The sequence below is a fragment of the Sphingobacterium hungaricum genome, assembly GCF_015210005.1.
Classification (GTDB): domain Bacteria; phylum Bacteroidota; class Bacteroidia; order Sphingobacteriales; family Sphingobacteriaceae; genus Sphingobacterium; species Sphingobacterium hungaricum.
This window is the reverse complement of record NZ_MU158698.1, coordinates 17,252-33,072: the sequence shown is the minus strand read 5'-3', so window position 1 is coordinate 33,072 and position 15,821 is coordinate 17,252. Positions and strand designations below refer to the sequence as shown.

Genomic DNA, 15,821 nt, shown 5'->3' with positions numbered 1-15,821 from the left:
TTTGAGAATTTATGCCCACAAAAATGCTATCAGTAAAATTGGTATATATCGTTCCCATTCCGGGATCGACCAAGTTAGCGCATATCCAAGAGAACTTAGGCGCCGCGAATTATGAGTTTTCGGCAGAAGAATTAACAAAATTTAATACAGACCTTGAAAAAATTACAATTGCAGGCGCAAGGAATTAAGTAGATTTGTGGCAACAAAATAGTAATTACATAGAACACAACAATGAGCACGACCATAACATCATATGCTGTAAAAGCATTCGGAACAAAAGCTTCCGATGCAGATCTTGAGCAACTCACGATCCAGCGGCGCAACCCTACGCCAAAAGACGTAGAAATCGAAATCCTATTCTGTGGCGTTTGCCATTCAGACTTGCACACTGCCCGCAATGATTGGGGCGGCACAAAATATCCTGCTGTACCGGGACATGAAATCGTTGGGCGCGTGAAATCTGTAGGTTCTGCAGTCAGCAAACACCAGGTTGGCGATTTAGTAGGAGTGGGCTGCATCGTCGATTCATGCCATACCTGCGCAAGTTGCCAGCAAGATTTGGAACAATACTGCTTGAATGGCTTCGTAGGAACCTATAATGGAAAAGATGCCCACCTTGGCGGACAAACCTACGGCGGCTATGCCGAAACAGTAGTCGTTGACGAATCCTATGTGCTCCGCGTTCCAAAACATTTGGACTTAGCGGCGGTTTCTCCATTGCTTTGCGCTGGAATTACCACTTGGTCGCCATTGAGGCATTGGAATGTAAAAGAAGGAAGCAAAGTCGCGGTCATCGGATTGGGAGGTTTGGGACATATGGCTATTAAATTGGCAAAAGGTCTGGGCGCTTCGGTTACCTTATTCTCACGCAGTGAGAATAAAATCCAAGATGCCAAAGACTTAGGTGCGGATGAAGTCATTATTTCTACTAATGCGGAAGAAATGAAAGGTGCTGCCGGAAAATTTGATCTGATTATTGATACGGTTCCTTACGCGCATGATGTAAACCCTTACATCGCTACATTGACCATCAACGGCACATTGGTCTTGGTTGGTTATTTAGGCCCATTGGATCCAATGCTCCATACAGTTCCTATGATCATGGGCAGGCGTTCGGTCGCTGGCTCGGTGATTGGAGGGATTGCTGAAACACAGGAAATGCTTGATTTTTGTGGGGAACACAATATTGTTTCGGAGATCGAACTGATCAACATGCAGGACATTAACGGTTCGTATGAGCGCATGCTCAAGAGCGATGTGAAATACCGATTTGTGATTGACATGGCTTCGCTGAAGAATTAATCAACGAGCAGAGGCATCCATTCGGATGCCTCTTTTTTTTAGAACAATTTCTGCAAAACCTCTTCTTTGCGCAGGCTCGATACCTCCACTTCCGAACCATCCGAAAGCTCCAGCGTGCCACCATCGCCTTTTCGGTATTTGACAACATAGGATAAGTTGACGATGACCGAACGATTGATGCGGATAAAGTTCGCATCTTCCAAAATAGCCTCATATTCTTTAAGCGTCTTGGACACCACGATTTTTTTTCTTTCGGACACGATAAACACACTGTAATTGCTCATCGCTTCCACACGGATAATATTCGATTTATCGACCAAATAAATTCCTTCCACCGTTGGCAGCGCCAAACGATTGTTCGTTGGCTTTTCTTTGCCCAGCGATTTGACCTGCGTTTTCTCTTTCACTCTTTTTTTAAGTCGCTGAATGGCCGTTTCCAGCTCTTCTTCGTCGATAGGCTTCAATAGATAATCCACCGCACTTATGCGCAGCGCATCCAAGGTATAGCTGTCATAGGCTGTCGTGAAAATAACTTCAAAATCAAATGTTCCTAAGCGTTCTAGAAACTGAAAACCATTGATTTCAGGCATTTCTACATCCAAAAACAGCACATCAGGCTTCAGCTGGGCGATTTCTTCCAAAGCCTTTGCGGGTTGATTGAAGATTGCAATGACTTGCAGCTCATCTTCAAAAAATGCTAATTTTTGGTTCAGTAATTTGCTACCTTTAAGCTCATCGTCTAAGAGTACGGCCTTTAACATGTTGTTCTATTTTTTATTAAATTTAGTGCTTTTATTTCTTTTTAGCCAAAGTCGGCGTGAAGGGGGGATTTGAATGAGCGAAGGTACTGTTTTAATGAGCGAAGCCTAAAAGAGTACATGCATTATTCTGTATATTCGATTGTTAATTGTTTCATTCTAAGTGTTCAGCGAAAGAATGCTATTTTATAAACTAATTGTATAACAAAATGAAAACACAAAAAAAAGTAACCGAAGTAAGTAAAGCAAAAGCTCCCGTAGAAGCGAAAAAAGTTGCCGTCAAACCAAAGGTTTCGGTAACGGAGAAAGCAACACCAGCGCTAGCGGCCAAATTTGAAATCTCAAAGACGGTAAAGCCTGAAGACATCGAGATCCGCATTAAATTTAAGGGAGAAGAAATGGTCGCAAGCTTCTATGACAAAGGCCAAGAGGTTGGGAAGCAGACCGTGATCATTAAACCAAAACCAAGACCCCCAATTACGATTGATGATGTGCTGAATTCCGTCAACAATCTGAAGCTAAATCTAAAAATTAAAAAATAAGATGATATACCTAAGAACTTTTTTGATCTGCTGTTTTTCGTCAATCTATTTCTTAGGTATATCTCAATCTGGCTATAAGAACTTATTGCTCGCCGCGGAAGATAGTTCGGCCAATCAGAACTATGAAGCTTCGCTACGCCTGGCTTTTCAGGCAAAAGCATTGAAAGGAAAAGATCCGGAATATTCGGAAAAAGTAAATAGCTTCTTGGGCAGCTACTATGAAGCCCTCGGCAAAATAGATTCCAGCATTTATTTTTATGGAGAAGCCATTGCTGCACTGGCGAATGGAACCGAATATGCCGACTTATCTTTTTTGTATAATCGCATGGGCGATATCGAACAAAATTATACCGAACGCTACCCGCTGGCGATCGCTTATTTTGCGAAGCAATTAAAATACGACAAATTGCTGCAAGATAGCGCGAGCATGTTCGATTGCCTAAATAATTTAGGCTTAGCTTACAAGAGCAACCAGCAGCTCGATTCTGCGCTCCACTATTTTAATCAAGTGACCAATACCCATTCGCCGCACAATGCTGCAAAAAGCTATGCGCTATTGTTCACGGCAGATACGTATTCCCTGCAAAAGAAATATCCCCATGCGCTTCGTTATTATGACCAAGCTATCCAGGAGCTCAATCAGGTACAGGACAGCATTGGGTTATATAGCGCTTATGCCAATAAAGGAGATTTGCTGATGCATCAGCGGAAATTTAACGAAAGCATTGTTCAGTTGGAACAGGCACAGCGTCATTTGAATCCCTACATCACTTCAGCAAATAAAGCCGTACTTTACCATAATTTTGCGGAAGTCTATCACGAATTGGATGTCTTCGACAAAGCCTTTTATTATAAGGAGCTCGAAACATTGACAAAAGACAGCATCAATTCCGAAAATATTGCGAATGCAGTTGCCACGATGACGGCCAAATATGAACTTCGGCAAAAAGAGGATAGCTTATTTATCCAGCAACAGGAACTTGTATTGGCGGATGCCAAAACAAAAGAGAAAGAACGGAATTTCCTGATACTTTTGATAGTTTCCATTGCCTTGCTTATCCTTTTTGTGAGCCTCTACCGCATTCGGCAGTTAAAGTATAAGCATGCTTCGCAAAAACAGCAATCCGAACAGCAAGCTGTAGAACTCTTGCATCAATACCAATTGTCTGAAAGCGAATTGAAATCCGTCCGCTCGCAGATGAACCCTCATTTTATTTTTAATGTATTGAATTCGATTGAATCCTATATTATGGATAATGAGCGAAGGACAGCATCTCGTCTGATACAGAAATTTGCTGCATTAAGCCGCCTGATTTTAGAAAATTCGACCAAAAGTTTGGTGACGGCCGATAAAGAATGGAAATCTTTATTGCTCTACACGGAATTAGAATCCATGCGATTTTCAAATGCATTCAGTTACGATTTCAAAGTCGGGGAAAATATCCGCTTAAAGGATATTTTGTTGCCGCCCATGCTGATTCAGCCTTTAATTGAAAATGCTGTTTTACATGGATTACTTGTGCAGCCAACCAATGACGCTCACTTATCCGTGTCCATAGAAAAATCCGAGGAGCAGCTATGCATTACCGTCAAAGATAATGGGGTAGGTTTTCAAACCAAACCGAGCAGCAAAGCGACGAATAGCATAAAAGAAAAATCAATGGGTCTAGCTTCGATCCGAGAGCGCATCGCCTTGATCAACAAGCAATATCCGGGCGAAAGAGCTAGTTTTTCGATTACAACTACTGGTGACGAAACCATCGCAGTTATCTGTTTGCCACTAATCCTTTCTGTCGATACATAAGGATAGGGGTTTCTATTTTTTTAGTCCGTTGTGATCCTTTGTATGCTGCGCAATGCCGATCTATTTCCCTGAATAATCGCCTAAAATGTGCATAAAATTCTAGTTTTTTGCGCTTGCTTGCTTTTTTTAAAATTGTAAATTCGCTACAGTTAAATCAACGCGCATGGAAATCTATTACGATCAAAAATTTGAAAAGGTACATCAACTGGAAATTGCCGAATACGAAAGCTGTGTCTTTGATTCCTGTGATTTTTCAAATGGCGATTTCTCGAACCGCACCTTTATCGATTGTCAATTCAAAGATTGTAATTTAAGTTTAGTTAGTTTAAAAGGCGCCTTATTGCGTGATGTGCAGTTTGTCGGCTGTAAATTGCTGGGCTTGCATTTCGAAGCATGCAATCCATTTGGCTTGGCGGTGAGTTTTTCAAATTGCCAGCTGCAGCATGCATCTTTCTACCAATGCAAGTTGAAGAAAACAACATTTTCTGCATCCCAATTGCTAGAAACGGATTTTACAGAAGCCGATCTTTCGCAATCCGAATTTACCGATTGTGATCTTTCCGGAGCAATCTTCGATCGCAGTATTTTGGAGAAGGCCGATTTTCGTTCGGCTATCAATTACCACATTAATCCATTGACCAATAAAATCAAGAAAGCAAAATTTTCTATCGCAGAAGTCAGGGGATTGCTAGTGCAGTTTGATATTGTGGTTAATTAATTGTTTTTTAATTAATTAAACTTTATTTGTATCTTCATTTTAAAAATAACAGATACAATGAAAACGCATATTTTAATTCTGATCCTGTTCGGATTTCTACCTGCTATTTCTGGTGCTCAAGATTTTGATCGTAAAAAATTGGATGTCTTTTATGATAGTTTGTCTGTGAACAATAAGTTCATGGGAAATGTTGCGCTAACTAAAGACGGCAATCTTATCTACGAAAGATCAGTCGGGTTTTCTGATGCTGAAAATAATGTTTTGGCAAACCAGAATACGAAGTATCGCGTGGGATCGATCAGCAAAACATTCACCAGTGTTTTAATTATGCAGGCTGTTGAAGAGGGCAAGCTCAAATTGGATGCCCTTCTTTCGAATTATTTTCCAACAGTAATTAACGCAGATAAGATCAACATTCGAAATATGCTGAACCAAAGCAGCGGGATAGCAAGTTTTACAAATAGCCGAGATTATACGACATGGAATACACAGCCGAAGTCTGAACAAGAATTGCTTAACATCATCGTAGAGCGAGGGAGCAAGTTTGAACCCAATAGCAAAAGCGAGTATAGCAATTCAAATTATGTATTGTTGACGTTTATCTTAGAAAAAGTGTATGGTAAACCCTATGCAAAACTAATCAAAGAAAAGATTGCAAAACCGCTTAATTTATCCAATACCTATGTTGGAGGAAAGATCGACGTCAGTAAAAATGAAGCAAAATCATACAGCCACTCTGGGAAATGGATTGCTTTTTCAGAAACGGATATGTCGATTCCCATTGGGTGCTGGCGCAATTGTGTCAACCGCAACTGATCTGACAACATTTGCAAATGCTTTATTTTCAGAGAAATTAGTCAATGCAGAAAGTTTGAACCAAATGACTACTTTCTTAAATGGTTTTGGATTAGGATTATTTCAATATCCTTTCGGCCAGCGCATTGGCTTTGGTCATGGTGGAGGCATTGATGGATTTTCGTCTAGCTTGATTTATTATGACGATGGAAATATTTCATACGCATTGACATCCAATGGAGGTAGCTATACCATCAATGATATTAGTCTTGTTGTTCTAAATGCAGCCTATGGAGTTCCTTTTGTAGTACCAACATTCCACCGGAGAAAACTGAAGCTAACTGCTGAACAACTAGATCCCTATTTAGGCGTGTATTCATCGTCTGAAATTTCTCTAAAGATTACCATCACGCAAGAAAATGCTACTTTATATGCTCAAGCGACAGGTCAAGACAAATTCCCGCTGGATGCTACTGAATTAAATGTGTTTGAATTTGATCCCGCAGGTATTGTTTTGGAATTTGATGTTGAGCAAAAGACCATGATCTTAAAACAATCAGGTGCTGTTTTTCATTACAAAAAGGACTAGATTAATTTGATTACAACAGATTCAGCAATTCTTTCTTCGTTAAGCTGCTAAAGAACGCCTGATCGGTCTGAATTAGATCGCTTGCCAATTCTTTTTTGCTCTGTTGCATTTTCATTATTTTTTCCTCGACCGTATTCTGGCAGATCAATCGGACAGCCATGACATTCTTTTCCTGGCCGATGCGATACGAACGATCGATTGCTTGATTTTCTACAGCTGGATTCCACCATGGATCGACAAGGTAGACGTAATCCGCTTGCGTTAGGTTTAACCCTGTTCCGCCAGCTTTAAGACTGATCAGAAAGACACGCGTTTCGTCATTTTCCTGAAAATTGGCGACGCGAGCTTGCCTGTCTTTTGTTTTCCCGCTCAGGTATTCAAAAGGAATCTGCCGCTGTTGCAACTGGGTTTTTATCAAGTCTAGCATCGCGACAAATTGTGAGAATACCAGAATCTTATGTTGTGATGATTTGTTTTCAATCTGCTCCATTAACACATCCATTTTGGCAGACGAATTCACCAGATGATTTCCATCCTTTAACAATAAGGGAGAATTACAGAGCTGACGCAATTTTGTTAAGCCTGTTAAGACGTGCATGCTATTCTTCAAGATTTCAGCATCTGATTCTGCCGAAATGTATTCCCGCAATTCTTTCTCGTAAGAATCATAGAGCAGCCGTTGTTCTTGATCCATCTCGCAGTAAATGACGATCTCCGTCTTTTCTGGCAATTCCTTCGCCACTTGCTTCTTCGTCCTGCGTAAAATAAACGGATTGATTCGCTGCTGTAACTCTTTTGCCCGTTTGCTATTCGAAAATTTATCAATTGGTATTGAATAGATGGCCCTAAAATACTGTTTGCTTCCCAAAAGTCCTGGACAGGCAAAAGAAAGCTGTCCATAAATATCAAACGTATTGTTTTCGATCGGAGTTCCAGTCATAACAATTTTATTCCGCGATTTCAATAACCTAGCTGCGGTATAGCGTTCAGAGTTTGGGTTCTTGATCGCTTGGGATTCATCCAAAAAGATGTAGTTAAATGTAAAATCTTTAAGGAACCGAATATCCGAAAGCAACATGCCGTAAGTCGTCAACACAAGTTCATAATCGCCCAAATGTTTGGAAGATTTTATCCGGTTAGTACCATAATGGGTAAACAACCGAATGGATGGCGCGAATTTTTCGACTTCAGCTTGCCAATTGAACAGGAGGGAAGTAGGAACAATCACAAGGTTGCAGTTCATGGAATGCTTTTTTCTTTGCGATAGAATGAAAGCTAGAATTTGAATCGTCTTTCCCAATCCCATATCATCCGCCAAACATCCGCCAAAGTTAAAATCATCAAGGTAATTTAGCCAATTCAATCCCTGACGCTGATAATCCCTTAGCGCGCCTTGAAATTCTTCAGGAACATCGATCGAAGGAATCGTTATGCCTTCGGCGAATGCCTGCTCGTACTGTTTTAATTCGGTCTCTATCTCTTGGCTTAGGATTTCTTTGTCAAACAGCTTTTTGATTTCGGAAAAATTATTTTTTGAAAACTTGAGTTCATTTCCGTCAATCTCTCCAACTTCGAAATAGTTTGCAAACTTCTTAAACCAATCTTCTGGAATAATTCCTTGCGTTCCATCGTCCAATTGGACATATTTATTTTTAGTGCGTATGGATTTATGCAATTGCTTTAGTGTGGCTTGCTGTTTTCCATACTTCACTTTTAGCTCCGCATTGAACCAATCGATGCCACTGACTACGTTGATTGAAATAACGGCTTTGTTTGCATTTAATTTATTCTTCTTTAGTTCATTAAATCCTAAAATTGTAATTCCGTTCTTTCTCCAAGTTTCAAAAGCATCCAAAAACCAATCATTTTCCATGAATCGGTCTTTATGCAAGTAAAAATATTCCTGATGTTCGAGTTGCTCCGCAAAATAAGAGTGCTGCTGAAGAATAAGGCCGGTAAATTGAATTTCTTGCTGATTGTTCCGTTCCACCTTAAATTCATTGCCATTCAAATCGCGATCATAAATCTGCTTTTTTGAGAAGACTGGGATTTCAATACTGCCATATTTTATGACAGGCGTGATGGCAATAAATGGATGACGATCAGTTAGGTAGATTATCCGTTCATTTTCTTTGTCATGTTGTTGTTCTTCCAATTGTTTTTTGACAGCTGGTTGAATGTAGGCATAGTTTATCTTGAGCTTGCTCTCCAAATTGACCAAGATAGATTGTTTAAATTCTTCGAATTTCGAAGAATGAATCAGAAAGATTTGATTATTGGATTTAAAGAATTTGATGACGCGAAGAATATCCGTATCGGTTATCAAATGCAAAGCTGGCTGGTAAAGAATAAAGCACGCAAATTGAATATTCAGGTAGCTGAATGAAATATAAATGTCATTTAACCAAACACCTCCAGTAATTTCATAGAAAGGCTCCTTTTTAAAGACAAAAAGTTCTACTGTTAGGGCGGCGACGCGCAATGATACTGGATTAAGTGAAGAAGCAACGAGGTTCTCTGAAATGGATCTGTCATGGTAATAGGATTTCAACCCTAAAGGATTAGCCACGATGACTTTCAAGGCCTCCATCTCTGACGCTTCCATCTCTTCCGATTGATTTGTTTCGAGTTTGGCTACCGCTGCGAAAAATTTCAGTTCTTCTGCGACAGCTGTCTTCCAAATCAGTTTTGACGATTCAACAAGGCTTATCGTATTTTTAAGTTTTCCATTTTTGCTGATAGCTGATGTCGCCAATTCGATCACAAAAGGATTCTGATATTTTTGCTTTCGGAAAAGCAAGATTAGCTGATCATAGTTTTGTTGCGGAATTGACTCTTCTATTTTAAATGCATGCTGGGGCAATAATTTTTGCTTCAATTCAGAGAAATTGATTTTTGCCAAATCTTTTATCTTTGGCTCGATCAACAAACCTTGCAAGGAATAAGAAATTGAGAAATAAGCATCCAAATCTTTTTCTTGTTCCAAGCCATATTCCTTGGCAAGCTGGATTAATTTCGATTGCCTGAATCGTTCATCAAAAAATATCCTGTATTCGGGGCGCTCGATCACAGCGAATAGGACCAGAGCCATGTGATGGCAGAGTCTCTTTTTGTTCGACTGACAGGAACATTCCAAAATAATGGTTCGATCAATTGTCGCCAATGCCACGGCTGGAAATTCGATCGTAGAAGCAGGATTAATAAATAAACCTGAATTCAATTCAATCGCATGAGCTTGAATTTTATTGGCATCTTCTCTTTCGGGTTCAAAGGCATCCGCACAATTCTTTTGAATCTCAAATAATGTCAGAGACGAAAAGGAATAGTTCGAAAAAATGAGTTGATTCTTGAAATGCTGCATTAAATCCGTAAATAGCCAGGCTTTGTCTAGCCAATCCAAATATATAAAAATCGGCCTATAAAAAAAGCCTTGCTAGTGGTAAACTGCAAGGCTTTTTGTGATTAAAAATGTATCTGATTAAGCGATTACTTTAGCTTTTTCTTTTTTCGTTTCTGGAGCATCAGCTAAGTGCTTTCCTTTGCTTAAATCGTAAACAGAAGGAGCTGCCAAGAAGATAGAAGAGTAAGTTCCTACAACAACACCCACTAAGATAGCGAATGAGAATCCTCTGATCACTTCACCACCGAAGATGAATAATACAGCAAGAACGAAGATAATCGTTACAGATGTAATAATCGTACGGCTTAACGTTGAATTGATCGCGTGATTGATTGTATCACCTAAATCTTCTTTGTGTGCATTTGGTTTTCCTAAGAACTCACGTAAACGGTCAAACACAACAACTGTATCATTTACCGAATAAGCAATTACCGTTAGGATCGCTGCCACAAAGTGTTGGTCGATATCCAAAGAGAAAGGAACAATTCCGTCCAAGATAGAGAACAAACCTAATAATACAATCGCATCGTGAATAGTCGATATCGCTGCACCAGCAGAATATTGCCATTTACGGAAACGGATTAAGATATATACTGCAATAATCAAGATGGAGAAGATCGCTGAATAAATCGCACGTGATTTAATATCATTCGCAATCGTAGGACCTACTTTTTGAGATGATAAGATTTCGTGTTTATTCGATTGTACTTTATCTAGACCTGCATTTAATTTATCTAAAACTTCTTTGTCTGCTTGATCACTTGTTTCAGAGATGTGGTAAGTCGTTGTTACACGTACTTGATTTGCGCTACCAAAAGTTTTTACTTCTGTTGTGCTTTCAAATGCATCATCCAAGTTTTTACGTACTTCTTCTAAATCTACTGGTTGTTCAAAACGTACTGTATATGTACGACCACCTTGAAAATCTACACCTAAACTAAATCCTTTTGTGAAAATAGAAATAAGACAGATTGCAGAAACTACCAATGAGATAATGTAAGTCACCTTACGTTTCTTAACGAATGGGAAGTTTGCGTTTTTCAATGTATTCGCAGACCAAGGGAAAGAAACAGATATTTTCATATCTCTATCTAACATGTATTCGAAAATCAAACGAGAGATAAAGATTGCAGTAAACAACGAGGTAACGATACCGATCATTAATGTCGTCGCGAATCCTAAGATTGGTCCACTTCCGAAGAAGAATAAAACTAAACCTACTAAGAACGTCGTGATTTGAGAGTCTAAGATAGAAGGCATCGCATGTTTGTAACCATCAGCAACCGCTTGACGCATTGATTTTCCTAATCCCAATTCTTCACGGATACGTTCGTAGATCAGTACGTTCGCATCGACGGCGGTACCCATCGTCAGTACGATACCAGCGATACCCGGCAAGGTGAGGACGGCATTCAGCGAAGCTAAAATACCCATCAAGAAAAATACGTTGAAGATTACTGCGATATCTGCAGCAATACCAGCACGGTTGTAATAAGCAACCATAAAGATCAATACAACAACGAAAGCGATAATGGCAGAATTAACACCAGCATCGATTGCCGCTTGACCTAAAGAAGGACCAACAATCGCTTCTTCTACAATTTTAGCTGTCGTTGGAAGACGGCCAGCTTTTAAAACGTTTGCTAAATCCTTGGTGTCTTCAATCGTGAAGTTACCAGAGATTTGAGAGCTACCGTTTGGAATTTCTTCGTTTACACCTGGTGCAGAATATACAACACCATCTAAAACGATTGCAATTGATTCGTTGTTTACAGCAGCTTTAGCTGTAATCTTACGCCACTCACGTGCTCCAGCTGTGTTCATTTCCATCGAAACAACCGGACGGTTATTTTGATCGAAGTTATCACGAGCATCCGTAATGACATCACCTGTCAGAACAGGAGCGTTGTCAGTACCAACCGGACGGATTGCATAAAGAGATAAGATATTAGGTGATTTTTGCTCTGGTTTAACAGACCATAAGAATTTTAAATTTCCTGGAATAATTGATTTAATTTCAGGACGAGCTAAGTAAGCATTTACTTTCGCTGTATCTTTTAAGTTAGAGTAACCAACCAATGCTCCAGGAGCCAATTGTTGTTGACCATCTTGACCTACGTAAGTTGCAGGCATTAAAATGCTGAACAAAGGATTATCAACACCCATCTGAGCGATTGCTGCTGCTGAATCGGTGTTTGTTTTTGTGCCAGCGCCCAAATTCGCTAATAAGTTATCATCAGATTTAGTCGAATCTTGTGTAGCTGTGCTATCTGAAGTAGCCGTAACTGCAGGTTTTTCTGATTTTAAGCTAGATGCTAAAGTCGAGTTGATGTTTTCTAATAAACCATAAACTTGTAAGTTGTTATGAGTTTCGTAGAATTCTAATTTCGCAGAACCTTGCAATAATTTACGAACACGCTCTTGGTCATTTACACCAGGAAGCTCCACCAAAATACGGTTAGTACCTTGTTGGATTTGAATGTTTGGAGAAGTTACCCCAAACTTGTCAATACGTGTACGAAGAACTTTGTATGAGTTTTGGATTGCGTTATCAGCTTCTTTCGATAAGAAGTTTTTCACATCGCCATCATTGCTGTTCGCGTTGATTGAACTTTCGTTATCTTTAGTTGCATAGAAAGAAGCTAGAGGCGTAGTCGCTCCTGAATCTTTATATTCTTGAATAAATAAATCTACAATCGATTTATTCGAAGTCTTGCTTTTTGCAACCGCATTTTCTACAGCAGCGTTGAATTTTTCATCTTTCGGGTTATTTGCCAAATTGCGAATCAACTCATCCAATGAAATTTCCATGGTTACGTTCATTCCACCTTTAAGGTCAAGACCTAAAGCGATTTCGTTCGCTTTACATTCTCTGTACGTAAACTTGGCAACGCCAATATTAAAAACTGTTTCTCCGGCAATCGAATCCAAATAGGCTTTTTCTTTAGCCATGTCGCCTTGTGCATATGCTGCGGCATCCTTTTCTACTTTCCGTGCGAAAAATGTGAATGATAGTGAATATAGACATGCTATTGAAATCACTATTACCAAAAATTTAATCAGCCCTTTACTCTGCATTTTCTATTGTGTAATTGTTTATATTGTGTTTATGCTTAAGCTTAATAACATTTTATCAAGAATGGCAAAGGTATAAAAAAAATGGATAATGAAAGTGAAATTTATCGGTAGACGCAAACAAAAAGTTGTAAAGATTGTTTTACCTAATTTTTTATTGTTTGTAATCGCTGTTTAATGTGGTTCCAGCTAAGTTTTGTAACAGAAATAATCGCAGAAAGTATGGCGAAATTCGAGGTTTTGTAGGAACGCTGCTGACCATCTTCTGATTGCTTGTGGTACATTGTGGAATGGCTGTCAGAAAGTATTTTTATTTTGGAATTCCGATAAATTTTCTTAATTTTGTCTCGCAAATAAAAACCCCAAAATGTTTGCTATGCAATACGATCCACATAAATTTGTTGCCGAAGGTCTTACTTATGATGATGTGCTTTTAATCCCTGCTTATTCTGAAATATTACCTCGCGACGTAGACACAAGTACTTTTTTAACAAAGAAAATCAAAATCAATATTCCGTTGGTATCCGCTGCTATGGATACGGTTACGGGTGCTGATTTGGCAATTGCTATTGCTCAAGCTGGTGGTATCGGAATGTTACACAAAAACATGACGATTGCCGAACAGGCGGCGGAAGTACGCAAAGTTAAGCGTTCGGAAAGCGGCATGATCCAAGATCCGGTTACGTTAATTGCAACAGCAACGGTAGGCGATGCCTTTAAAATAATGAAAGATCATAAAATAGGAGGTATTCCTATTATTGACGAACAACATAAATTAGTTGGTATTGTAACTAACCGTGACCTTCGTTTCCAGAAGGACATGACCATGTCCATTAGCGACTTGATGACAAAAACAGACTTAGTTGTCGCGCCGATTGGAACAGATTTGATTCAGGCAGAAGAAATTCTTCAGAATTACAAAATTGAAAAATTGCCAGTCGTGGATGAGCATGGTGTGCTGAAAGGCTTAATTACATTCAAAGACATTCAGAAATACCGCCACTATCCAAATGCAGCAAAAGACGAACACGGACGTTTGTTAGTCGGTGCGGCTGTTGGCGTAACTGCTGATACGTTAGAACGTGTTGCAGCATTAGTGAAAGCTGGTGTTGACGTTGTTACAATCGATACTGCGCATGGACATTCTAAAGGTGTAATCGATAAACTGAAAGAAGTTAAAGCGACTTACCCAGATTTACAAGTTATTGTCGGAAATATTGCCACAGGCGATGCAGCAAAAGCATTAGCTGATGCAGGTGCGGATGCTGTGAAAGTCGGAATCGGTCCAGGTTCTATTTGTACAACGCGTATTATTGCAGGTGTGGGTGTTCCTCAATTGTATGCAATTTATGAAGTTGCTAAAGCATTAAAAGGGACTGGAGTTCCTTTGATTGCTGATGGAGGGATTAAACAAACGGGTGATATCGCGAAAGCTATTGCAGCTGGTGCACATACGATTATGGCTGGTTCATTGTTTGCCGGAGTTGAAGAAGCGCCAGGCGAAACAATTTTGCTGGAAGGACGTAAGTTTAAATCTTACCGCGGAATGGGTTCTATCGAAGCGATGGAAAAAGGTTCGAAAGACCGTTATTTCCAAGATGTGGAAGAAGACATTAAAAAGCTAGTTCCTGAAGGAATTGTTGGACGTGTTCCTTATAAAGGTACTTTGGCAGAAGTTGTTTATCAATATATCGGAGGTTTGCGTGCATCGATGGGTTATTGCGGCGCAGCAAGCATCGAAAAGCTTCAAGAAGCTAAATTCGTTAAAATTACCGGAGCTGGTTTGAGAGAATCACATCCTCATAATATTCAGATTACAAAGGAATCGCCAAACTATAACAGTAGGGGGTAACAAAGTACTCTAGTTCTTCTTAAAGCCTTGAAAGTCAATTTCAAGGCTTTTTTTCTTTGAAAAAAATCACTAACTTGCTTTTTACACACATAAACTAAATTTATATAGTATGGGAAAAGGAGATAAAAAAACAACCAAAGGAAAAATCATCATGGGTTCTTATGGTAAAAAAAGACCTCGTGTAAAATCTAAAAAAGTTGAAACTGTAGTTGCTGAGAAGAAAGAAAAAGTGGCGGTTCCTAAAGAGGAAAAGCCTAAAAAAGAGAAGGCAACAGAGAAAAAAGCTAAATAATCTATCCTACAATCTAAACCTTAGCATATGAAGTTTATTTTTTTGTCAATACTAACTTTTGCATTGTCAAGTACATGTGCGCAATCAAATCAAACTGCTATGGATTCGGAAAAATTGATTCAAGCTGTTGAAACTGGTGATATAGCAGAGATTCAACAGCTTGTTACAAAAGAAAATGTCAATACAATCAATGCGAAGAAACAGTCCTTGCTTATGATTGCTACCTATAAAGATAATTTCCAAGCTGCTCGATTGCTTGTTTCGCTCGGAGCCGATGTCAATCAGCAAGATGATTTATTGAACAGTCCGTTTTTATACGCCGGTGCTTCCGGTTATTTGGAATTTGTACAATTGTTTTTGGAAAACGGTGCAGATTTCAATGTGTTTAATCGATATAATGGTTCTGCATTGATTCCGGCAGCTGAAAAGGGACATGTAGAAACAGTCCGTTTACTAGCCAATACGGCAGACTACCCGGTCAATCACGTTAATCGCTTAGGCTGGACAGCTTTGATGGAAGCTGTGGTTTTAAGCGATGGCGGAAAGAAACACCAAGAGATTGTTCAAATTCTGCTGGATGCCGGAGCGGATAAATCCATTCCAGATAAAGAAGGCGTTACAGCGTTAACCCACGCGAAAAATAGGGGATTTACAGAAATTGCCGAAATCTTAGAGAAGTAATGCTAAGAAGAAT

The 15,821-nt window shown here is 39.4% G+C and carries 11 protein-coding genes and 1 pseudogene; 9 read left to right on the top strand and 3 right to left on the bottom strand.

The annotated features are described in order from the left end of the window. Positions 1-23 precede the first annotated feature (23 nt). Positions 24-188 carry a hypothetical protein gene (locus C4F49_RS03175; protein WP_196934438.1) on the top strand — a complete coding sequence of 55 codons (165 nt, stop codon included), beginning with the start codon at positions 24-26 and terminating at the stop codon, positions 186-188. Between the two features lie 43 nt (positions 189-231). Then, positions 232-1,302: an NAD(P)-dependent alcohol dehydrogenase gene (locus C4F49_RS03170; protein WP_196934437.1), complete on the top strand. Its 1,071-nt coding sequence runs from the start codon at positions 232-234 to the stop codon at positions 1,300-1,302. Positions 1,303-1,340: 38 nt separating this feature from the next. Here the strand turns inward: C4F49_RS03170 and C4F49_RS03165 are convergent, their stop codons facing one another. Beyond that, positions 1,341-2,063 (bottom strand): LytR/AlgR family response regulator transcription factor, encoded by a 723-nt coding sequence (locus C4F49_RS03165; protein WP_196934436.1) that lies wholly within the window; start codon positions 2,061-2,063, stop codon positions 1,341-1,343. A 206-nt stretch (positions 2,064-2,269) separates the two neighbouring features. Between C4F49_RS03165 and C4F49_RS03160 the strand changes: the two genes are divergently transcribed. The 4 genes and pseudogenes from C4F49_RS03160 (at position 2,270) to C4F49_RS03145 (ending at position 6,508) form a co-directional block, all read left to right on the top strand. Next, positions 2,270-2,602 (top strand): hypothetical protein, encoded by a 333-nt coding sequence (locus C4F49_RS03160; RefSeq protein WP_196934435.1) that lies wholly within the window; start codon positions 2,270-2,272, stop codon positions 2,600-2,602. A gap of 1 nt (position 2,603) precedes the next feature. After that, positions 2,604-4,406, top strand: a complete 1,803-nt coding sequence (locus tag C4F49_RS03155) for a tetratricopeptide repeat-containing sensor histidine kinase (protein WP_196934434.1) — start codon at positions 2,604-2,606, stop codon at positions 4,404-4,406. Positions 4,407-4,569: 163 nt separating this feature from the next. Further along, positions 4,570-5,124, top strand: a complete 555-nt coding sequence (locus tag C4F49_RS03150) for a pentapeptide repeat-containing protein (RefSeq protein ID WP_196934433.1) — start codon at positions 4,570-4,572, stop codon at positions 5,122-5,124. Between the two features lie 57 nt (positions 5,125-5,181). Continuing rightward, positions 5,182-6,508 (top strand): annotated as a pseudogene (locus tag C4F49_RS03145) (serine hydrolase domain-containing protein). A 10-nt stretch (positions 6,509-6,518) separates the two neighbouring features. On the opposite strand, the gene C4F49_RS03140 reads toward C4F49_RS03145, so the two are convergent. Then, positions 6,519-9,869: a DEAD/DEAH box helicase gene (locus tag C4F49_RS03140; RefSeq protein ID WP_196934432.1), complete on the bottom strand. Its 3,351-nt coding sequence runs from the start codon at positions 9,867-9,869 to the stop codon at positions 6,519-6,521. 117 nt (positions 9,870-9,986) lie between these two features. Further along, positions 9,987-12,986 (bottom strand): protein translocase subunit SecDF, encoded by a 3,000-nt coding sequence (gene secDF, locus C4F49_RS03135; protein ID WP_196934431.1) that lies wholly within the window; start codon positions 12,984-12,986, stop codon positions 9,987-9,989. A 373-nt stretch (positions 12,987-13,359) separates the two neighbouring features. Here secDF and guaB point away from each other — a divergent pair, with 373 nt between their 5' ends. The 3 genes from guaB to C4F49_RS03120 all read left to right on the top strand — a co-directional run bounded on the left by guaB (position 13,360) and on the right by C4F49_RS03120 (position 15,808). Further along, positions 13,360-14,835, top strand: a complete 1,476-nt coding sequence (gene guaB, locus C4F49_RS03130; protein WP_196934430.1) for an IMP dehydrogenase — start codon at positions 13,360-13,362, stop codon at positions 14,833-14,835. A 109-nt stretch (positions 14,836-14,944) separates the two neighbouring features. Then, on the top strand, positions 14,945-15,127 hold the full coding sequence (locus C4F49_RS17925; protein ID WP_231388187.1) for a 30S ribosomal protein THX: 183 nt from the start codon (positions 14,945-14,947) through the stop codon (positions 15,125-15,127). 27 nt (positions 15,128-15,154) lie between these two features. Then, entirely contained in the window at positions 15,155-15,808 is a 654-nt protein-coding gene (locus C4F49_RS03120) for an ankyrin repeat domain-containing protein (RefSeq protein WP_196934429.1), read from the top strand. The last annotated feature ends 13 nt before the right edge of the window (positions 15,809-15,821 follow it).

Coding starts and splice junctions, on each gene's coding strand:
- C4F49_RS03170 (WP_196934437.1), top strand. CDS start 232: ATGAGCACGACCATAACATCATATGCTGTAAAAGCATTCGGAACAAAA.
- C4F49_RS03150 (WP_196934433.1), top strand. CDS start 4,570: ATGGAAATCTATTACGATCAAAAATTTGAAAAGGTACATCAACTGGAA.
- guaB (WP_196934430.1), top strand. CDS start 13,360: ATGCAATACGATCCACATAAATTTGTTGCCGAAGGTCTTACTTATGAT.
- C4F49_RS03165 (WP_196934436.1), bottom strand. CDS start 2,063: ATGTTAAAGGCCGTACTCTTAGACGATGAGCTTAAAGGTAGCAAATTA.
- C4F49_RS17925 (WP_231388187.1), top strand. CDS start 14,945: ATGGGAAAAGGAGATAAAAAAACAACCAAAGGAAAAATCATCATGGGT.
- C4F49_RS03155 (WP_196934434.1), top strand. CDS start 2,604: ATGATATACCTAAGAACTTTTTTGATCTGCTGTTTTTCGTCAATCTAT.
- C4F49_RS03120 (WP_196934429.1), top strand. CDS start 15,155: ATGAAGTTTATTTTTTTGTCAATACTAACTTTTGCATTGTCAAGTACA.
- C4F49_RS03175 (WP_196934438.1), top strand. CDS start 24: ATGCTATCAGTAAAATTGGTATATATCGTTCCCATTCCGGGATCGACC.
- C4F49_RS03140 (WP_196934432.1), bottom strand. CDS start 9,869: ATGCAGCATTTCAAGAATCAACTCATTTTTTCGAACTATTCCTTTTCG.
- C4F49_RS03160 (WP_196934435.1), top strand. CDS start 2,270: ATGAAAACACAAAAAAAAGTAACCGAAGTAAGTAAAGCAAAAGCTCCC.
- secDF (WP_196934431.1), bottom strand. CDS start 12,986: ATGCAGAGTAAAGGGCTGATTAAATTTTTGGTAATAGTGATTTCAATA.